We start from the raw sequence: 19,844 nt of genomic DNA, 5'->3' as shown, positions 1-19,844 counted from the left end.
TGCGTGTCTTGCCAGCCTATGCCCTCACGGAGCAGCTCGATATTCCCTTGCTGCTCGTCATCCTGTTTTTCCTGTTCTTCCTCGGCCTCGTCTACTACCTGCGCGGGGAGGACAAGCGGGAGGGCTATCCGCTCGAGAGCGATCGAACCACACGCACCGGAGGCAGGGTGCAGGTGGTCGGCTTCCCGCCGCTGCCGTCGCCGAAGGTCTTCCGGCTGATGCATGGCGGCGAGACCAGGGTGCCGCGTGGGGAGGTCCCGCGCGAGCTCAACGCCTTTTCGGCCTACGAGTTTCCCGGTTCTCCGATCATGCCGAGCGGAGATCCGCTGGTCGATGGCATCGGCCCTGCGTCCTATGCGCTGAAGGCCGACACGCCCGATCTCACCGTCGACGGTTCGCTGAAGCTGACGCCGATGCGCAACCATCCCCAATACCGGCTGGAGGGCACCGATCCCGATCCGATCGGCATGACCGTGATGAGCCGCGAGGGCCTCGAGGTCGGCACGATCGTCGACGTCTGGATCAACGCCCACGAATATTTCCCGCGCTATCTGGAGATCGAGGCGAATGTCGAGAGCGGCGGACGGCGCGTGCTCGCTCCCTTCGCGTTCGCCGACATCAGGGCCGCCCGCCGCATCGTCCGCTTCTCGTCGCTGACCCGGCCGCAGTTCTCGCGGGTGCCGGCACTCGCCAACCCCGACCAGATCACCATGCGCGAGGAAGACCGCCTGAACGGCTATTTCGCCGGCGGCGCCTTCTATGACGGCTCGCCGACCGAGGACGCCCTGTCATGAGCGCCCAGATGGACGAATTCGACGACATCAAGCCGGTGGTCAGCCAGGACGAACTGCCGAAAGGCGAGACGATCCTCTGGCAGGCGCGGCCGGACTGGTGGCGCCTGGCGCTCGGCGCCTACCGGCTGAAGCTCGTCGGCGCCTGGTTCCTGGCCTTCGCGCTCTGGAAGGTCGGCGTGACCCATCACGACACCGGCTCGTGGGCGGCGGGCTTCGCGGATGCCGCGACGCTGCTGCCGGCGCTCGGGGTCGGCGTCGGGCTGATCATGCTTCTGGCCTTTCTGACGGCCCGCGCGACGCGGTTCACCCTCACCAGCCGGCGGCTGGTGATGCGCTACGGCGTCGCGCTGCCGGCCCAGCTGAACATTCCGCTCGCGCACGTCGATCATGCGGCGGTCAGGCTGAATGCGGACGGGACCGGCGACATACCGCTGACGATCCCGAGGAACGGCCGGCCCTCCTATTTCCAGCTCTGGCCCTATGCCCGGCCGTGGAAGTTCGGCGCGGCGGAGCCGATGCTGCGCGCCGTCCCGGATGCGGCCGAAGCTGCGCGGCTGGTCGCCGACGCGCTCGCCGCTTCGCAGGGGGGCAAGCGCGGTGCGGTGCCCGCGGCGCGCACGTCCGACGCGGACACCGGCCGGGCCGGCTTCGCCGGTGCCCAGCCGGCGGCGACATAGGGGAGATCAGCCATGCGCGCTCTCGCCGCCGCCATCCGCAACGGCTCGATCAAGATCAGCCCGGACGCGGACAAGCCGATCCCGAGGCCGATCCTGATGTCCGCCGGGGCCTTGGCCCTCGTCGCTCTCGTCTCGATCGCGACCGGCCGCACCACCGGGGTCGGTCTCGCCGAGACGCCGCAGATGCGCACGATCGCCCATCGCGACCTGCGTCTTGCCGAGCACGCCGACGGCTCGGCCGCCGTCGTCGACGCCGTAACGCGCGCGCCGCTGATCTCGGTCAGGGTGGGCGAGGGCGCCTTCGCCGTGGAGGCGCTGCGCAATCTGGCGAGGGACCGGGTCCGCAAGGGCGTTCCGGCCGGCGGGGCTTTCGTCCTCGCGCTGAAGTCGGACGGGCGACTGGTCCTCGAAGACCCGGAAACCCGCCAGCAGGTGGAATTGCGGGCGTTCGGCGAGAGGCAGGCCAAGGCTTTCGCCGGTCTGCTGCCGGCAGCCGACGCCGAAAACACAAGAGGTGTGAGATGATCGATCGCTTGCTGAAGAAGAAGGCCGAGGAGGTCTGCTGTACCGTCGAGATTTCCAACACCTTCGAAAGCCTGCACGCCCATGTCCGCTTCGACGGCGGCGTGACGGTGGAGCCGGGCGACGAGGTGCTGGTCCACGGTGCGCCGGTCGAAGTGCCCTATGGCCAGACCGCCTATCTCAGGCGCCGCGCGACGATCCGCCGGGCCGGCTGGCTGGAGCGCCAGTGGACGCGGGCGACCGGCGACTTCGAATTCATGGAACTGTGCGAATTCTCATTCTCGGAAAGGGCGACGCTATGAACGCGCATGCGAGAATCTCCCACGGGGCCCCGGTCCGCGAGGCGCCGAACGAAACCACCAAGATCGCCCAGCAGGACACGCTGCTGACGCCGCGCTTCTACACCACCGACTTCGACAAGCTCGACAAGGTCGACGTCTCGGGCGTGCGCCGCGAATGGGACGCTCTCATCGCCGAGATGCGGTCGGACCCGAACAAGGGGCATTTCAAGCGCGACGAGAACTGGGACAAGGTCTCCCTCGACGATCTGCCCGAAGGTCTCCGCAAGGAGTTCGTCGACTTCCTCGTCTCCTCGCTGACGGCCGAATTCTCCGGCTGCGTCCTTTACAAGGAGATGAAGCGGCGGGGCACGAACCCCGACATCTGCGAACTCTTCTCCTATATGAGCCGCGACGAGGCCCGCCATGCCGGCTTCATCAACGATGCGCTGAAGGAGTTCGGCATCGGCGTCAATCTCGGCTTCCTGACCAAGGAAAAGAAGTACACTTTCTTCCAGCCGAAGTTCATCTATTACGCCACCTATCTTTCCGAGAAGATCGGCTACGCCCGCTACATCACCATCTTCCGACATCTGGAACAGCATCCGGAGCGGCGTTTCCACCCGATCTTCAAGTGGTTCGAGAAGTGGTGCAACGACGAGTTCCGCCACGGCGAGGCCTTCTCGCTGCTGATGCGGGCCGAGAGGCACACGCTGGAGGGGCGCAACAAGCTCTGGGTCCGCTTCTTCCTGCTCGCCGTCTTTGCGACGATGTATGTCCGCGACCATGCCCGGCCGGAGTTCCACAAGGCGCTGGGGCTCGACCCGTCCGACTACGGCTTCAAGGTTTTCCGGATCACCTCGGAGATCTCCAGGCAGGTCTTTCCGGTGATGCTCGACATCGACGATCCGCGCTTCAAGGCCGGCCTCGACCGGCTCCTGAAGATCAGCCGCGACATCGACGCGGCCGCGAAGCAGGGCGGCATCCTCGGCAAGCTCAAGGTCTGGCGCGGCAAGGCGGCCGCCGCGCTCACCTTCGCGCGGCTCTATACGCTGCCGGTGATCGAGAACGAGATCCCGGAGGAGAGCAAGCTCGTGCCGGTGTGGTGATCGTAAGGCCGTAGCGGTCCGTCATCCTCGGGCTTGTCCCGAGGATCTACTGCCATCTCCACGATGAAACCTTTCCGGACGGCCCGTCCGGAAACGGATTGGACGAAACGGGCGACAGGAGACCCTCGGGACAAGCCCGAGGATGACGAAGCGTCGGAGCCCGGCAAATTCTTGAACGCACCGACCGAACCGGCATGAAAGAGATCAAGCCATGACCGAATATCTCTACCCGGCGCTGTTCGCGCTTTTCGTCTGGTGGGCGTCGACGGTTCTCATCATCTATCTCGACGGATTGCCGCGCTGGACCTTCAAATACTCCATGATCGGCGCGACGCTGATCTTCGCCGTCTCGCTGATCGGTCTCCAGCGATCGGCGCAGGATGCGAGCATTACCGGCGCCTATCTGGCCTTTACCTTCGGCCTGCTGGCCTGGGGCTGGCAGGAGATGAGCTTCTACATGGGCTACGTCACCGGGCCCCGAAAGCAGCCCTGTCCGGAGAACTGCAGGGGCTTCGCGCACTTCGTCCATGCCGTCCAGACCAGCCTCTATCACGAGCTGGCGATCATCGTCGCCGCCGGTGCCGTGGTCTGGCTGACCTGGGGCGCCCCGAACCAGATCGGCATGTGGACCTTCATGGTGCTTTGGTGGATGCACCAGAGCGCCAAGCTCAACGTCTTCTTCGGCGTCCGGAACCTCAACGAGGAGTTCCTGCCGGAGCATCTCGAATTCTTGAAGGGCTTCCTCAACAAGCGCTCGATGAACCTGCTCTTCCCCTTCTCCGTCACCATCTCGACGGTGATCACCGCGCTGCTCGTCGTCGCGGCGATGGCGGAGGGGGCATCCGCCTTCGAGCGGGCGGGCTACACCTTCCTCGCCGTCCTGATGGCGCTGGCGATCCTCGAACACTGGATGCTCGTCCTGCCGATGCCGGCCGGCGCCATCTGGTCGCCGGCGCTGAAGTCGCGCGGCACCAGCCAGCCCTTCGAGGCGGAGATCGTCGTCGGCTTCCTCGGCGCCGGCAAGACGACGACGCTGCGCCACATGCTGTCCGAAGCCGATCCGAACGTGAAGACCGTCGTCCTCGTCAACGACTTCGGCGAACTCGGCATCGACGGATCGCTGCTGGAAGGGCAGGGCGCCGACGTCGTCGAGCTTTCCAACGGCTGCATCTGCTGTTCGCTGAGGAAGGACCTGTCGGCGCAGCTGCGCGAGGTGGTCGCCAGGATCAAGCCGCAGCGTGTGCTGATCGAACCCTCCGGCGTCGCCGACGTCGCCTCGCTCTTGCGGGTGCTGCACGAGCCGGAGATCGCGGGCCTCACCAAGGCGCTGCGGCTCTACACCGTCATCGACGCCGGCGCGTTTCTGAGGGACTTCGCCCGGATGCCGGACTATTTCCGCATCCAGGCGAAACTCGCCCCGGTTTTCATCCTCAACAAGACCGACCTGGTCTCTGCCGGGGAGATCGAGACCGTCCGCGAGACGCTGCTGGCGCTGAATCCGGCGGCAACGATCCTGACGGCGCGCTACGGCATCGTCGAGGGTGGGGTCGATCCGGCGATGGCGCTGTCGCAGTGGGAAAGCAAGACCCGCGACATCCTCGACGACGAACTGGCGCAGGAACGCGCCGATCAAGCGCAGGCGGCAAAGGCGCGCGGCGACCATGGAAAGGCGGAGCGGACTGCCGCGGCGCAGCCCGCCGACGATCATCGGGCCGCCGCGACCGACGCTCTGGCGGAGCATCGTCACGACCACGAGCCCCGCACCCAGGGCCATGCCGGCCATGGCCGCGACGCACGGCACGATCATGACCACAGAGCGCCCCGGGAAACCGCCCCGCACGCCCATGTCGATGATTCCGGCCACATCGGCCACGCCCATGCCGGTCATCGGCACCACCACCATCACGACCATGCGCACCATGGCGGCCATGCCCACCACGACGACCACGGCCATCACCATCACGACGAGCCGGGTCTCGGCCTTTCGTCCTGGAGCCGCCGGCTTTCCGGACAGGTCGATGCCGATGGCCTCCGCGCCGTTCTCGGCGAGGTCGTCGCCGGTCATGCCGGCGGGGTCGACCGGATGAAGGGCATCGTCGAGACGAGCAGGGGCTGGCTGCGCTTCGACGTCGCCGGCGGCAGGGCCTCACTGGCCGCGCATGTCCCGAAGCCGGGCGAGACGCCGCGGGCGCTGGCGATCGGCGCCGATCCGGATCTAATCTGGCTCGACCGGGCCTTTGCGGAACTGACGGGCGAGGCGGTTTCTTCTTCCGCGTCGGAGCCGGCGGTGACGCCTTCGCTTCATGCCCCGGCAGCCAACGTCCTGCCAGCGGAATGAGCTGCGGTCGAGCAGGAGGAGGCAGCGGCATCGATTTGGGCAGGAGCCCGAGGTGCTCGGCGCCTGCTCGTCACGTCTCCGCCGATCGTGGCGGGCGACCCGTCAGGTCCGCCGGTCGGCCTTGCCGTCTGGCGAGCCAGTCCGATCGCGACAGCCGGTAGAACCGGTGGCGCACCAATTCGGGGTGGGTCTCGGCCGGCACTTTCGGATGATCGAAATCCTGCCCGCGTGAAAAGCCGAGCCGCAGCATCACTGCCTCGGAGGCACCGTTGTTCGCGACGCAGAAGCTGACGACCTCGTCCAGCGCATCCGGCCCGGCGAAGGCCCGGTCGAGACAGGCGGCCGCCGCCTCCGTCGCGAAGCCCATGCCCCAAGCTTCGGGGAGGAGGCGCCAGCCGATCTCAACGCCCGGTGCACCGGGCATGTTCGGGTCGAGCCTCGCCATGCCGACCATGCCGACCGCCTGGCGGGAGCCCTCCACTTCGAGGGCAAGAAAGGAATATCCGTCATCCTCCAGCCGCCGGTTCAGATCGTCGAGAAGCGCGTCGGACTCCCTCTGGCTCCGGCGAAACGGGAAGAAACGCATCACCGTCTCGTCGCTGTTGAGGCGGTGGAACGCGGGCCGATTGCGTTCCGCCCAAGGGCGAAGGCGCGTCCGGAGCGTGACGATCGGCGCGCGCATGTCCATGATGGTCGCTCCGGCGGCATGGTGGAGGGGGGTCTCTTCTTATCACGGCTTCGGGCGGCCGCCAGAGGGCGCGCCTTGCGCCATTGCCGATTCCAAAGCGGCCTCGCCCGGCCTATTCTTGCCCGGGCAGGCTCGGTGAGGAGCCCTTTCCGGAGGAACGGCATGTCGATCCGAACCCGTCTTCGCCGTTTTCGCGTTCTCGTCCCCTGCCTGGGGGTCGCTCTCGTTCTCGCCATCGCCCGAGGGGCGGTCGCCGCGCCCGCAAACGTCGACCCCGTCTGGTGGAAGGCCGAGATCGCAAAGGCACAGGAGGAGGCCGACCGGCTGTGGGACGTCATGCGCGCGAAGGGCACCTTCGCGCTCGGCACGGCGGTGAACGAGGTCGACGTCGACATCCACACCTGCCACATCCTGTCGATCATGCTCGGCAAGAACCACCTGACGCCGCTTCTCGTCGCGCCCTTGGACCCGCCGCAGCCGGACGACGAGCCGGGTTTCGCCGAGGGCGTCGAAGGCAATTCCCGATCCAACTGGGCGAATCTCGCCAAGACGTTCCTGGGGGAATCGCAGGTCGAGCGCGTTCGCGCCTGGAATCTCGATTGCGTCGGAAAGTTCGGCATTACGGGGCGTGACTTCATCCGCGAGGAGAATGGGCGTGCGCTGGTGGCGGTGGACGGCGATGCGATCCGCGTCCTCGGCAATGTCGAGCCCGGTTTCTTCGAAGAGCTGAAAGCGGCCGTCGAGGCCAATCCGGCGGTGACGCGGGTCGTCCTCGGCTCGGCCGGCGGCGGCGTCGGCGACGCCGTCGAGGCCGGCCGCTACATCCGCGCGCGCGGGCTCGACACGGAACTCTACAACGATTGCCGGTCGGCCTGTTCGCTCGTGTTCCTCGGCGGCGTCGAGCGGCGGATCTGGTCGCCTTATCCGCAACTCGGTTTCCACAGGATCTCCAGCGACGGCGTGGCGATCCCCGACTACAGCGAGATCTACGATCTCGTCCGCGCCTATGCCGACGACCTCGGCGCCGACGGGTCGGCCGTCGTCGCCTTCATGAAGACGGCCGGCGTGAGGGAGATGCATCATCCGGAGATGGACGAACTCTGCGCCGCCAACGTCGCGACGGCGGTGCAGCGAGTCTGTTTCGGAACGCCGCCCCGACCAGCCGACGGGCCGACGGCGGACGGAGCCGATGGCGGCGGCGTGGCGGCTGCCGCGACGGCGCAGACGCCGCCCGCCGGCGCGGCCAATACGGCGGATCAGACCAGCGGGGGGCAAGCCGCCGATCGCCGGTCGGAAGGCGAGCCGGCTGAGGGCATCTGCGCCGACATCGCGGCCCAGCGCCGGCGCGTTCTCGATCGCGATGTGAGGATCGCCGGCACGTTGCCGGCGGCAGGCGACGGTGGCGGCGGTCTCGTGGCGATCTACGATCAGATGCTGGTGGACTACGGCTGCTGACCATCGCAGGAAGGGCGCCGGGGCGTCCGATACGTCCGCGCCTGGCACATGCGGTGTGCTTCAGGCGCGGGATCACCCGTCGACGAATTCGCTTTGCCGATAGCCCTGAATGTAGAGAAGCGCCGTCAGGTCGCCGTGGTCGATCCTGTGCGGCGCGCTGGCGGCGACCTTCGGCTTGGCGTGGAGCGCGACCCCGGTGCCGGCGAGCTGCAGCATCGGCAGGTCGTTGGCGCCATCTCCGACGGCGATGGTGTCGGCGGGAGCAAGGCCCCGTTCGGCGGCGATCTCCCGCAGTGCCGCGACCTTGGCTTCGGCACCGAGAATCGGCTCGCCGACCTCGCCCGTCAACTTGCCGCCCTCGGCGATCAGACGGTTCGCTCGGGTCTCGTGAAAGCCGAGTGCCGCGCCGATCGGCCCGGTGAAGACGGTAAAGCCGCCGGAGACGAGAGCGGTATGGGCGCCGTTGGCGCGCATGGTCGCAATGAGGCGCTTGCCGCCCCTGGCATGGGTGATCCGCTCGGCGATGACCTTTTCCACGACGGATTCGGGCAGGCCGGCGAGGAGCCCGACCCGTTCGCGCAGGGCCGGTTCGAAGGCGATCTCGCCATTCATCGCCCGCGCGGTGATCGCGGCGATGCGGTCCTTGATGCCGACCTCGGCGGCGAGTTCGTCGATGCACTCCTGCTCGATCATGGTGGAGTCCATGTCGGCGATCAGAAAGCGCTTGCGGCGGCCGGCCGCCTCCTGCACGACGAGGTCGATGCCGAGCCCGGCCGCCTCGTTCGCCGCAGCCGCGCGCGCGTCCGCTACAGGCGGCGCGGCGAGCGCGAGGTCGGCCGCAAAGCCATCGGCCAGCCAATCGACGGCATCCGGCGAGGCGCCGAGACGGGAGGCGACCGCGGCAATCGCCTGCGCGGTGAACGGCGCGCCGTCCGGATTGGCGATCAGGGTGGCGACGTGCATGGGAAAACAGCCGGTGAAGAAGAGGCGATGACGGGGAAAATCGAGGCCATCCTGATAGCCGGGCCGACCGCCAGCGGCAAGTCGCGCCTTGCCGTCGAACTCGCCGAACGGCATGGCGGCGTCGTGGTCAACGCCGATTCCCTGCAGGTCTACGACGGGCTCAAGATCCTGACCGCACGTCCGTCCGACGAGGATCTGGGCCGCGTGCCGCATCGTCTGTACGGGCATGTCGACCCGCGCTCGGACTATTCGGCCGGCGCCTATCTTCGCGACGCCGAGAGAGTGCTCGAGGACCTGCGCCGGCAAGGCCTGCTGCCGATCTTCTGCGGCGGCACGGGCCTTTATTTCAAGGCGCTTCTCGGTCTTCTGGACCCTATGCCCGAGGTCCCGGCGACGATCCGCGAGAAATGGCGGGCGCGGCTCGCAGACGAAGGACCGGAGGCCCTGCATGCCGAACTCGCCCGCCTCGATCCTGCGACGGCGGGCAGGCTCTCCCCGCGCGACGGGCAGCGGATCGTCCGGGCGCTCGAGGTGCGGGAGGCGGGTGGCGCGTCCTTGTCGGGATTGCAGGGCGGGGAGGGCAAGGCCCTGGTCGATCCGGATCGGGCGCGGATGATCGTGCTGACGCCCGACAGGGCCGAACTGCGCCAGCGCATCGCCGGGCGCTTCGAAACCATGCTGGAAGCTGGCGCAATCGACGAGGTCCGCGCCTTCGAGGCGACCTATCCGGACGCCGGGGCCACCGCCGGCAAGGCGATCGGCCTCGCCGAACTGTCGTCCTACATCAAGGGAGACGTGGCTTACGGCGAAGCATGTGTTCGGGCGGTGACCCGGACGAGGCAATATGCCAAGCGGCAGGAAACCTGGTTTCGGCATCAATTCGACGTGCGATGGCTGCGAATTTCGCCGCGGGCGGCAATTTCGCAGGCAAGCGAACTATAAACTTAACCCTGCGCTAGATGCTTCGCGTTATGAATCGAGACGCTGGCATTTTGGACGTCGGAGAGAATGAGAGTCGCTAGGGCAGAGTTGTCGGTCGCATTCGTCATCTGCGCCCTCCTGGCAGCGTCGGCGCTGATCTATGCGAGCTATAGGCTCACCGGATCGTTTCAGGGCGAGGTGATCGACGAGGCGCTTCGCCAGCAATATGCCCGGATGACGTTCCTGGCTCTGGGCTTCGTCGGAGCGGCGGGTTTCGGGTCGCTGTTCGTCGTTCTGCCGCTTCTGCGCCACCACGACCGCGAACAGGGCAAGCTTCGCTCCCTGACGGTCCTCCTCAAGGAGCGTTCGAAGAAGCTCGAGGCGGCCGCGCTCACCGATCCTCTGACCGGCACGCACAATCGTCGCTTCTTCGACGAGGCGCTGTCGCAATACGTTCAGGAATTCAAGCGGATCGACAGGCCGCTCGGGCTGATCCTCATCGATCTCGATCATTTCAAGGCGATCAACGATTCCCACGGCCACGACACCGGCGACGAGGTGCTGCGCGCCGTCGCCTTCTGCCTGTTCGAGGTCACGCGGTTTCACGACGTGGTGGCGCGAATCGGAGGGGAGGAATTCGCCATCATCGCGCCCAATCTCGCCTTCGACGAACTGCGCCGCTTCGCCGAAAAGCTCCGGCACGAGATCTCGCGCGTGGCGCTCGCCGTCGGCGAGCAGCGGCTCGGCGTCACCGCCTCGATCGGCCTCGCACTCGCCGGACCCGAGGACGGACCGGGCAGCCTGACCAAGCGGGCGGACGTCAATCTCTATCAGGCCAAGCAGGGCGGGCGAAACCGCGTCGTCATCTGACGGTCGCGGGAGCAATTCGTGCGCCTTTCGAGGAACCAGCGCCGGCTCCCGAGCGTCTTTCCCGTAAAGGAAAGGCCATAGATGACGCGCACGATCGACAGTCTCACTCCGGAAGACGGCAAGGATTGGCTCAAATCCGCGGCGCGTGCCGGCTATGCAGCGAGGGGGCTCGTCTTCCTGATCGTCGGTTACTTTTCCTTCCGAGCGGCATTCGCCAGCGGCGAGGCGATGGACACCAAGGACGCCATCGAGGTCATCGCCGGCTCGGGTTTCGGAGTCGTCCTGCTCGTCGTCATGGTCCTGGCACTCGCAGCGTTTGCGGTCTGGCGGCTCATCCAGGTCGTCATGGACGTCGATCGTCACGGCACGGGCGCCAAGGGCCTGTTCGTGCGGGCCGGACTGCTCATCAGCGCTTTCTCTTACGGCGGTCTTGCGCTCTATGCGACGACACTGTTGCTTGGGAGCGCGTCGGACGGCGGTGGCGGCGGCAAGAGCGGCGTCATCGCCTACGCCTACGAGCAGGGCTACGGCGTGTGGGTGACCTATCTGATCGCGGCAGGCATGGCGGCCGCGGCGATCGCCCACGTGGTGAAGGCCGCGAAGGCCGGTTTCGAGAAGTATATGGCGATACCCGAAGATCGCCGCTGGCTGCTGAAGCCCGTCTGTCAGTTCGGTCTGACAGCCCGGGCTTTGACTTTCGTGGTGCTCGCGGGGCTCCTGGCCACCGGCGCTGCCGGTTACAGTTCCGGCGACACGCCGGGCCTCGACGCGGCGCTTCAGGAAATCGCCGGCTGGAGCTTCGGCTGGTTGTTCCTGTCCTTGACGGGGCTCGGTCTGATCGCCTTCGGCGTCTATTCGATCGCGGAGGCGATCTACCGGCGGATCACCATCCCGAACGTTCCCGACGTCGGCTGACCCCGGGGCCGGCTGGGCTGCCTCCGGGCCGGCGAAAAACCCCGTTGACGTCGTGTCCTCCTGCGCCTAGCTTACCGCGCGTGAGCACGAAGCTGATTCTCGTACGAAAGCGCACACGCGTGGCGGTCTGAAGACCGCCCGGCGATAGCCACGTGTGCGCGAGACGAAGGGCCCCTGGAGGCCCTTTTTTATTGCCGAAATTTCTGTGAATGGTCCGCTGGAACGAGCGACGGCGGAAACGAGAAAGACCGAAGCGATGGATATGAAGACCGAGAGCGAAGCACGGGAGATGACGGGCGCCGAAATGGTCGTCCGCGCGCTGATCGACAACGGGGTGACGGACATCTTCGGCTATCCGGGCGGGGCCGTGCTGCCGATCTATGACGAACTCTTCCAGCAGGACGAGGTTCGCCACGTCCTCGTGCGTCATGAGCAGGGGGCCGGTCACGCGGCGGAGGGCTATGCCCGCTCGACCGGCAAGACCGGCGTGATGCTCGTCACCTCCGGCCCCGGTGCCACGAATGCCGTCACGGCGCTGCAGGACGCGCTGATGGATTCGATCCCGCTGGTCTGCATTTCCGGCCAGGTGCCGACGACGCTGATCGGTTCCGACGCGTTCCAGGAATGCGACACGGTCGGAATTACCCGACCCTGCACCAAGCACAACTGGCTGGTGAAGGACGTCAACGACCTGTCGCGGATTCTGCACGAGGCTTTCCTCGTCGCGCGGACGGGGCGACCGGGGCCCGTCGTCGTCGACGTGCCGAAGGACGTTCAGTTCGCCACCGGCATGTATGCGCCCCCGCCGCCGACCCGGACCCACGAAAGCTATCGTCCGCGTTTGTCTCCCGAGCACGAGCGTATCGCCGCGGCGGTCCAGATGCTGGCCGGCGCCAAGCGTCCGATGATCTATTCGGGCGGCGGCGTCGTCAATTCCGGGCCGGAAGCCTCGAAGCTCCTGCGCGAGTTCGTCGAGATGACGGGCTTTCCGATCACCTCGACGCTGATGGGTCTCGGCGCCTACCCGGCGTCCGGCAAGAGCTGGCTCGGCATGCTCGGCATGCACGGAACCTACGAGGCCAATCTCGCCATGCACGGCTGCGACGTCATGCTGTGCATCGGCGCGCGCTTCGACGACCGGATCACCGGCCGGCTCGACGCCTTCTCGCCGGGTTCGCGGAAGATCCACATCGACATCGATCCGTCCTCGATCAACAAGAACGTGCGCGTCGAACTGCCGATCATCGCCGACGTCGCCCATGCCCTGAAGGATCTCATCGCCGGATGGAAGAGTGCCGGAGCGTCGGTCGACCGGACCGCGATGGCGGCCTGGTGGGGCGAAATCGAGACATGGAAGGCGCGCAACTGTCTCGCCTACAAGCCGCATGACGACGTCATCATGCCGCAATATGCGGTCCAGAGGCTCTACGAGGCGACGAAGGATCGCGAGACCTACGTCTCCACCGAAGTCGGCCAGCACCAGATGTGGGCAGCGCAGTTCTACGGCTTCGAGGCGCCGAACCGCTGGCTGACCTCTGGCGGCCTCGGCACCATGGGCTATGGCCTGCCGGCGGCGATCGGCGCGGCGATCGCCCATCCCGATGCGCTGTCGGTCTGCATCGCCGGCGACGCCTCGGTGCTGATGAACATGCAGGAGATGTCGACGGCGGTGCAGCACCGGGCCAACGCCAAGATCTTCATCCTCAACAATCAGTATATGGGCATGGTGCGCCAGTGGCAGCAGCTCCTGCACGGCAACCGGTTGTCGCATTCCTACACCGAGGCGCTGCCGGACTTCGTCAAGCTCGCCGAGGCTTACGGTGCGGTCGGATTGCGCTGCGAGAAGCCCGGCGATCTCGACGATGCGATCGCCGAGATGCTGGCGGTCGATGCGCCGGTGCTCTTCGACTGCCGCGTGGCGAACCTTGCCAACTGCTTCCCGATGATCCCGTCGGGCAAGGCGCACAACGAAATCCTGTTGCCGGAGGAGGCGACGGACGAGGCCGTCGCCAAGGCGATCGACGCGAAGGACCGGGTGCTGGTCTGACCGATGGATGGCCTTTGGCGGGCGGCTCCGAGAGCGGCCGATGAACCACGGTTCGAAAGACGAAGGGTCTCGCTCGGCGTCTTCCTTCGGGGAATGAGCGTCCCGAGGATCACGCCCGAGAAGGTCTTCGAGCGTCGGCCGCCCTCGAAGGGCCGCCGGTAACGGATGAAATGATCGAGAGGGCCTCCGCGGAAGAGGCCAGGAGGCGGTTGGCGCCGAATGAACGACGAGCAGGAAACGACCATGAACAACCCCGCCGTGCAGCCGCCGGCTTCGGCTTATTTCATCACCCCGGAAAAGGAGACGGCGGTTTCACGCACGCTCGCAGTCCTCGTCGACAACGAGCCGGGGGTGCTTGCCCGGGTGATCGGCCTGTTTTCGGGCCGCGGCTACAACATCGAGAGCTTGACCGTTTCCGAAACCGAGCATGAGAAGCATCTCTCGCGCATCACCGTGGTGACGCGGGGCGCGCCCCACGTCATCGAGCAGTTGAAGAGCCAGCTCGACCGGATCGTGCCGGTCCACCGGGTGGTCGACCTCACGGCGACGGCGGGGGCGACGGGCGAAACCGGTCCGATCGAGCGCGAGCTCGGCATCATCAAGGTGGCAGGCCAGGGCGAGAAGCGGGTCGAAGCCTTGCGCCTCGCCGACGTCTTTCGCGCCAAGGTCGTCGACTCCTCGGTCGACCACTTCGTTTTCGAAATCACCGGCCGTCCCTCGAAGCTCGACAAGTTCGTGGCGTTGATGGCGCCTCTCGGTCTGGTCGAAGTCTGCCGGACCGGCGTCGCCGCGCTCTCCCGCGGCAAGGAAGGCATGTAGATCGGCTTGCAGTACCGGCGGCCCATGTCGCTACGTCACTTTTCACGGCATGGAGAGCTTGCTCGCGGTCGCTTTGCCGATGCGGGGGTGAGTTGGCGATGAATGGTCCGCTTCGAATAATATTTCCGACCGGTACGTTTCGAATCGGCAGAGGAAGGGGTGCCCATGAAGATCTACATGCCGTAGCGTTTTTGGGCAGCATGGCCTATCTTCGGATGAGATCTATATCTTTTGCGGCAAATTGCCGCATTTTGGCATTGTCATCGGGTAAGTTTTTGCCGTCCGACGGCATCGTCTTCAAAATCGGCCCGACGTAAAGTAACCCGTCATCGAGGGGTTACGTCATGGACGATCGATATCACCTGCCCGACCGGCACCTGAGTGATGACACTTATCGCCTGTTCGTCGAGAGCGTGACGGATTACGCGATCATCTTGTTGGATCGAGCAGGTCGCATTGCCAGTTGGAACGAGGGCGCGGAGCGCCTGAAGGGGTTTTCCGAACTGGAGGTCGTCGGACGCGATTTTTTTGCAGATTTTTACTGGCAGCAGCCGGGCGATGCGATCCTCGAGATTCTCGACGGCGCCGCGCACCGGACGCGCTACGAGGCGGAAGGATGGTGCAAGAGAAAGGATGGCGGCCGTTTCCGCTGCCATCTTCTTCTGCAGCGGATCGACAATGACGACCCGGCGAAGACGGGCTTCGTGGTGATCTGCAGGGACCGGACGCAAAGGCACAGCGCGGAGGGTGCCAGCCGCCGCAGCGAACAGCAGTTCCGGCATCTCATCGCGGGCTTCCAGGACCTGGCGACATGCACTCTGGATCAGGCCGGGCAGATCAACAGCTGGAGTGAGGCGCTCGAACGGTTGCTCGGATACGGCTCGCGAGACATCATCGGCCGCGCCTACGCAGATCTCTTTTCGGCGGAGGACCGCCGTTCTGGGCTGCCCGGCCAAGCCATCGACCGCGCTCTGCGCGAGGGGCGGCTGCGCCAGGCGGGCTGGCGCATGGCCAGAGGCGGGGGGTGGGTCTATGCCAGCGAGGTCATCGACGTGATCCGCAACGACGTCGGCGAGCATCTCGGCTTTTCTCTGGCATTGCGCGACGTGTCGGCACAAGCGGCGACGGAGCAGGCGTTGGAGGCGGCGAAGCGCGCGCTGTTCCAGTCGCAGAAGCTCGAGATGATCGGACAACTCAACGGCGGTGTCGCCCATGACTTCAACAATCTTCTGAGCGCGATCCTGGGCAATCTCGAACTCGGCCGCCGGCGTCTGCCAGCCGACAGCGACGTGACGCGGTTCCTCGACAATGCCATCATCGGTGCCAAGCGCGGGGCGGCCCTCGTCGGACGGATGATGAACTTCGCCCGGGAGCAGGAGATCGAGATCAGACCGATCGATCTCAAGGCTTTGTTCGACGAATTGTCCGACCTCGTCGCCAAGGCGCTCGGACCGGAGACCGTTCTCGAATCGCGGTTTCCCGAAAAGCTCGCGCCGGTGAGGATCGATCCCCATCAACTGGAACTCGCGCTCTTGAACCTCGTCGTCAATGCCCGCGATGCCATGGCCGAAGGTGGGACCATCCGCCTCGTCGCTCGCAACCGGCGGATCTCTGCCGGAACGGAACGTTGCGTCGCGCCCGGCCGCTACGTCCAGCTCGACGTCACCGATCATGGTTGCGGCATGGACGCCGAAACGCTGTCGCGCGCCTGCGACGTTTTTTTCACCACCAAACCCGCCGGGAAGGGAACCGGACTGGGGCTATCGATGGTTCAAGGATTCGTCGGCACCGTCGGGGGGCGGATGTCGATCAAGAGCTGTCCCGGCAAGGGGACGACGGTGACCCTGCTGCTGCCGGCAGCGCCATCACCGGCGGACGGGGTTTTCGCCGATGACGAACTGGAGACGGCCGACGTGAAAGATCATCCGGAGCGCAAGCTGCGCATCCTCGTCGTCGACGACGATGCCCTGGTCCTGATGAATTCGGCCGCGCTGCTGAACGATCTCGGCCACGAGACCTTTGCGCTGTCGTCGGCCGAGGAGGCGCTGTCCTTTCTGCAGAATGCGACGACCCATCGTCCGGTCGATCTGGTCCTGACAGACCACGCAATGCCGCACATGACCGGACTGGAACTGGCCCGCCTGCTGCGCAAATCGTGGCCGTCTCTGCCGGTGGTCCTGGCGACGGGCTACGCCGAGGACGTCGTCGACGGCACCGGGATCGTCTCCGCCCGCCTGCAGAAGCCCTTCGGCATTCGCGACCTTCGAGCAGTCATCGCCGCAGCGGTCGACGGCGCCGAGGCCCGGACCGGCAGCGGGGGCATCGCGACCCGAACCCCACATGCCGCACCGGCCACCCTCGGATAGCAGATCGCCTTCCGACGGGCGTGCCAGCCGTGGTGCCGGCGAAATCCCCCGATTTCTTCATTTTTTCGATTGATGACGGCGCGGCCCGCTGCCAAGTGTCGGTCTGTCGCAGCGTCTGGGCGCCTGCGATCGTTCCGAGCCGACGCCATTCGGGAGAGACGCCTTGCAACTGACGCCGCAACAGGACGACGCGCTGCGCGCCGTCGCCGACTGGCTGGAGCGCGGCGATCAGCCGATCTTCCGCCTGTTCGGCTATGCCGGAACGGGCAAGACGACGCTCGCCCGGCATTTCGCCGAAGGGATCGACGGGACGGTGCAGTTCGCCGCCTTTACCGGCAAGGCGGCGCAGGTGCTGCGCTCCAAGGGTGCGAAGTCGGCGCGGACGTTGCATTCCCTGATTTACCGGCCGCGCGGCGAGGAGACCGTCTCGGACGAGGCGAGCGGCGTCTCGCGGGTTTCGCCGACGTTTTCGCTCAATCGCCAGAGCCCCGTCGCCAAGGCCAAGTTGGTCGTCGTCGACGAATGCTCGATGGTCGACGAGGCGCTCGGCCGCGACCTCCTCTCCTTCGGCACGCCCATCCTCGTCCTCGGCGATCCGGGTCAGTTGCCGCCGGTTTCGGGCGGCGGATTCTTCACCGAAGCCGAGCCGGACTTCCTGCTCTCGGAGATCCACCGGCAGGCGCGCGACAATCCGATCATCGAGATGGCGCTCGCCGTGCGGGAAGGCCGCGAGCTGATGTATGGGGACTACGGCACGGCGCAGGTCATCCCCAAGCGGGAGGTGGAGACCGAGAAGGTCCTCGCCGCCGACCAGGTGCTGGTCGGCACCAACCGGACGCGGCGGCGGTACAATGCCCGCCTGCGGGAACTGAAGGGCTTCGAGGGGCCGCTGCCGATGGCGGGCGACAAGCTGGTCTGCCTGAGGAACGACCCGCCCAAGGGCCTCCTCAACGGATCGCTCTGGCAGGTGATGACGGCTTCGCGCGAGACGACGAAGCCCGGCGTCAACCTGATCGTCAAGCCGGACGACGACGACATCGATCAGGGCGCGGCGAAGATCCGGCTCCTGAAGCAGGCCTTCGAGGAGCCGGAGACGGAGGTTCCCTGGGCGACCAAGAAACGCTTCGACGATTTCGACTACGGCTATGCGCTCACCGTGCACAAGGCGCAGGGCTCGCAGTGGGACGAGGTGATGCTGTTCGACGAAAGCTTCGCCTTCCGCGACACCCGGGAGCGCTGGCTCTATACGGCGATCACCCGGGCGGCGGAGCGGCTCACCATCGTGCGGTGAGGGCCTTCCTGGAGTGCCCGAAGCGCATCGCGTTTGCCCCCGTGCCGCGCCGGAACCGGAATGGCCGGTTCGAGCACCCTTACCGGCGACGCGTGGTATTTCACGAAAAAGCCCCGACCGCGGGGGAACGGTCAGGGCTTCCTTCTGGTGCGGGGATGCGGGATCTGGGGGATTATTCCGCGGGCACCAACTCCGGCGTTCTCTTCTGTGCGGGGGATGCGAGGAACAGCCAGAGGAAGGCGATGACGCCGAGGATGACGATCGGCGAGCCGATCATCAGCAGGGCGTTCGGCTCACCGGTCGCGTCGACCATGATCTTGCCGGCGAGAAGCACGATCGTGCCGATCTCGTACACGGCGAACTGGACGGAGGCGAGCATGCGCTCGCGCAGTTCCGGCCAGCCGCGATGGACGAGCCCGAAGAGCATCGAGGCGACGAAGCCGAGAAGGCCGATATGGGCGTGCGACTCGGAAAAGTTGAAATGCCCGCTCGCACCCAGCCACGTACCGAAACCGGCGGCGAAAATCAGCCATCCGAAGCCGGCGGCCACGTAAAGCTTGTCAATGTTGCGCATGGTAGTGGATCTCGAAAGGCGCCGAAACCAACGGACGCATCCGGGGCAACCCTGCCTCGGGAACCGTTCGGCGAGGCTCCTCTAGACAAACTGCGTTTCAGGTCGATTTCGAAGCGTGTTTCGATCTGATTTCGTTTCTTTCGGTTTGCCTGTGCTGCGCGGGGGCGACGAACTGGCCGTGCAGTCTGCCATGACGGCTGGCCCCGCTCTTCGACATCGGCGCGCGCTAATCCGTCCCCTGGAAGACGGCACCGTCGAACGCAAAGACGTCCATGCCGTCCTGGTTCACCCCGAGGGTGGTGAAGCTGAGAATTCCCCAGCCCGGTCTGGTGCCGGAGACCCTCTTGGCGACGACGGTCTGGGTGAAGGTAACCGTGTCGCCGGCATAGACGGGTTTCAGCCAGCGCATGTTCTTGAAGCCGGGCGAGGGGCCGATCCGCGGCGCCGGATTGCCGGCCGCGATCCATTCCTTCAGCCGGCCGTAGCGATAGTCGACGTTGAGGCGCATGCAGGCCGCTGCCGTGTGCCAGCCCGAAGCGCACAGCCCGCCGAGAAGGGTGGTCTTCGCCGCCTCCGGATCGAGGTGGAAGACCTGAGGGTCGTATCTTTCGGCAAAGCGGATGATGTCCTCGGCGACGAAACGATGCGATCCGAGGACGATCGGCTCGCCGACGACGAATGTGTCCCAGAAGGTCATGCGGCGGTTCCGGCGCGGGTGAGGAGGAGGAGGGAGTATTCGCTCTCCAGCACCGTCACGCCCTCCTGGTTTGCGAGCGCGACGGCGATCTTGGCGATGCCGAGAGTGGGATGCTTGGCGGACAGCCGGCGCGACAGGACGCGGGCGGTCCCGGTCAGCCTGTCGCCGGGCCGAACCGGCGCGCGCCACTTCACGAAGTCGACGCCGGGCGAGCCCTGTGAGGTCGAATCGATGAGGAAGCCGTCCGCCATCATCCGCATCAGCACCGAGCATGTGTGCCATCCGGAGGCCGTCAACGAGCCGACGAGTTCGTTGGCGCCGCCGGCCTCATCGTCCAGATGAAACGGCTGCGGGTCGAATTCCGCGGCGAATGCGATCATCTCGTCCCGTTCGGCCGTGTAGGGACCGAGCGGAATTTCGAGCCCCTCCTCGAAATCCTCGTAGGCGCGCTTCATGGCTCGCGAACTCCCCTGCTTCGACACGAATCAGCGCGGGTTATAGGCCGGCGGACCCCTGGCTG

Annotated in this window: 19 protein-coding genes; 14 read left to right on the top strand and 5 right to left on the bottom strand. The window is 66.2% G+C overall.

What is annotated here, in order from left to right:
• Positions 1–8: 8 nt before the first annotated feature.
• The 6 genes from puhA (at position 9) to puhE (ending at position 5,718) form a co-directional block, all read left to right on the top strand.
• Positions 9–794, top strand: a complete 786-nt coding sequence (gene puhA / locus LZD57_RS03545; RefSeq protein ID WP_233717739.1) for a photosynthetic reaction center subunit H — start codon at positions 9–11, stop codon at positions 792–794.
• The gene (puhB, locus tag LZD57_RS03540; protein WP_233717738.1) at positions 791–1,471 is read left to right on the top strand and encodes a photosynthetic complex putative assembly protein PuhB; all 681 of its coding nucleotides are present in this window, start codon (positions 791–793) and stop codon (positions 1,469–1,471) included. The genes puhA and puhB overlap by 4 nt, the downstream gene beginning before the upstream one ends.
• A 12-nt stretch (positions 1,472–1,483) precedes the next feature.
• A complete protein-coding gene (gene puhC / locus LZD57_RS03535) occupies positions 1,484–1,996 on the top strand; it encodes a photosynthetic complex assembly protein PuhC (RefSeq protein ID WP_233717737.1) in 513 nt (170 codons plus the stop codon).
• Positions 1,993–2,295: a hypothetical protein gene (locus LZD57_RS03530; RefSeq protein ID WP_233717736.1), complete on the top strand. Its 303-nt coding sequence runs from the start codon at positions 1,993–1,995 to the stop codon at positions 2,293–2,295. The genes puhC and LZD57_RS03530 overlap by 4 nt, the downstream gene beginning before the upstream one ends.
• Positions 2,292–3,380: a magnesium-protoporphyrin IX monomethyl ester (oxidative) cyclase gene (acsF, locus tag LZD57_RS03525; protein ID WP_233717735.1), complete on the top strand. Its 1,089-nt coding sequence runs from the start codon at positions 2,292–2,294 to the stop codon at positions 3,378–3,380. Before LZD57_RS03530 ends, acsF begins: the two co-directional genes overlap by 4 nt.
• Positions 3,381–3,591: 211 nt before the next feature.
• Positions 3,592–5,718 (top strand): putative photosynthetic complex assembly protein PuhE, encoded by a 2,127-nt coding sequence (gene puhE, locus LZD57_RS03520; protein ID WP_233717734.1) that lies wholly within the window; start codon positions 3,592–3,594, stop codon positions 5,716–5,718.
• Positions 5,719–5,788: 70 nt separating this feature from the next.
• On the opposite strand, the gene LZD57_RS03515 is transcribed toward puhE, so the two are convergent.
• A complete protein-coding gene (locus LZD57_RS03515) occupies positions 5,789–6,406 on the bottom strand; it encodes a GNAT family N-acetyltransferase (RefSeq protein WP_233717733.1) in 618 nt (205 codons plus the stop codon).
• Positions 6,407–6,568: 162 nt separating this feature from the next.
• On the opposite strand from LZD57_RS03515, the gene LZD57_RS03510 reads away from it, so the two are divergent.
• Positions 6,569–7,861: a hypothetical protein gene (locus LZD57_RS03510; protein ID WP_233717732.1), complete on the top strand. Its 1,293-nt coding sequence runs from the start codon at positions 6,569–6,571 to the stop codon at positions 7,859–7,861.
• Positions 7,862–7,933: 72 nt separating this feature from the next.
• Here the strand turns inward: LZD57_RS03510 and serB are convergent, their stop codons facing one another.
• Positions 7,934–8,824 (bottom strand): phosphoserine phosphatase SerB, encoded by an 891-nt coding sequence (serB, locus tag LZD57_RS03505; RefSeq protein WP_233717731.1) that lies wholly within the window; start codon positions 8,822–8,824, stop codon positions 7,934–7,936.
• Positions 8,825–8,851: 27 nt separating this feature from the next.
• On the opposite strand from serB, the gene miaA reads away from it, so the two are divergent.
• The 7 genes from miaA (at position 8,852) to LZD57_RS03465 (ending at position 18,053) form a co-directional block, all read left to right on the top strand.
• The gene (miaA, locus tag LZD57_RS03500; RefSeq protein WP_233717730.1) at positions 8,852–9,766 is read left to right on the top strand and encodes a tRNA (adenosine(37)-N6)-dimethylallyltransferase MiaA; all 915 of its coding nucleotides are present in this window, start codon (positions 8,852–8,854) and stop codon (positions 9,764–9,766) included.
• A 66-nt stretch (positions 9,767–9,832) separates the two neighbouring features.
• The gene (locus LZD57_RS03495; RefSeq protein WP_233717729.1) at positions 9,833–10,615 is read left to right on the top strand and encodes a GGDEF domain-containing protein; all 783 of its coding nucleotides are present in this window, start codon (positions 9,833–9,835) and stop codon (positions 10,613–10,615) included.
• 81 nt (positions 10,616–10,696) lie between these two features.
• On the top strand, positions 10,697–11,530 hold the full coding sequence (locus LZD57_RS03490) for a DUF1206 domain-containing protein (protein WP_233717728.1): 834 nt from the start codon (positions 10,697–10,699) through the stop codon (positions 11,528–11,530).
• 256 nt (positions 11,531–11,786) lie between these two features.
• Positions 11,787–13,577, top strand: a complete 1,791-nt coding sequence (locus LZD57_RS03485; RefSeq protein ID WP_255699740.1) for an acetolactate synthase 3 large subunit — start codon at positions 11,787–11,789, stop codon at positions 13,575–13,577.
• A 243-nt stretch (positions 13,578–13,820) separates the two neighbouring features.
• Positions 13,821–14,396 carry an acetolactate synthase small subunit gene (gene ilvN / locus LZD57_RS03480; protein ID WP_233717727.1) on the top strand — a complete coding sequence of 192 codons (576 nt, stop codon included), beginning with the start codon at positions 13,821–13,823 and terminating at the stop codon, positions 14,394–14,396.
• Positions 14,397–14,740: 344 nt separating this feature from the next.
• Positions 14,741–16,762: a hybrid sensor histidine kinase/response regulator gene (locus LZD57_RS03470; protein WP_420844729.1), complete on the top strand. Its 2,022-nt coding sequence runs from the start codon at positions 14,741–14,743 to the stop codon at positions 16,760–16,762.
• A gap of 163 nt (positions 16,763–16,925) precedes the next feature.
• On the top strand, positions 16,926–18,053 hold the full coding sequence (locus LZD57_RS03465; RefSeq protein WP_233717726.1) for an ATP-dependent DNA helicase: 1,128 nt from the start codon (positions 16,926–16,928) through the stop codon (positions 18,051–18,053).
• A 172-nt stretch (positions 18,054–18,225) separates the two neighbouring features.
• Here LZD57_RS03465 and LZD57_RS03460 read toward each other — a convergent pair whose 3' ends face one another.
• From LZD57_RS03460 to LZD57_RS03450, 3 genes are all read right to left on the bottom strand, one after another.
• Positions 18,226–18,627 carry a hypothetical protein gene (locus LZD57_RS03460; RefSeq protein WP_233717725.1) on the bottom strand — a complete coding sequence of 134 codons (402 nt, stop codon included), beginning with the start codon at positions 18,625–18,627 and terminating at the stop codon, positions 18,226–18,228.
• 226 nt (positions 18,628–18,853) lie between these two features.
• Positions 18,854–19,324 (bottom strand): MaoC family dehydratase, encoded by a 471-nt coding sequence (locus tag LZD57_RS03455; protein WP_233717724.1) that lies wholly within the window; start codon positions 19,322–19,324, stop codon positions 18,854–18,856.
• Entirely contained in the window at positions 19,321–19,779 is a 459-nt protein-coding gene (locus LZD57_RS03450; RefSeq protein WP_233717723.1) for a MaoC family dehydratase, read from the bottom strand. The genes LZD57_RS03455 and LZD57_RS03450 overlap by 4 nt, the downstream gene beginning before the upstream one ends.
• Positions 19,780–19,844: the final 65 nt, after the last annotated feature.

The sequence above is a fragment of the Jiella avicenniae genome (genome assembly GCF_021390325.1).
Classification (GTDB): domain Bacteria; phylum Pseudomonadota; class Alphaproteobacteria; order Rhizobiales; family Rhizobiaceae; genus Jiella; species Jiella avicenniae.
The sequence above is the reverse complement of the archived record's forward strand: the minus strand, read 5'-3'. Positions and strand labels throughout refer to the sequence as shown.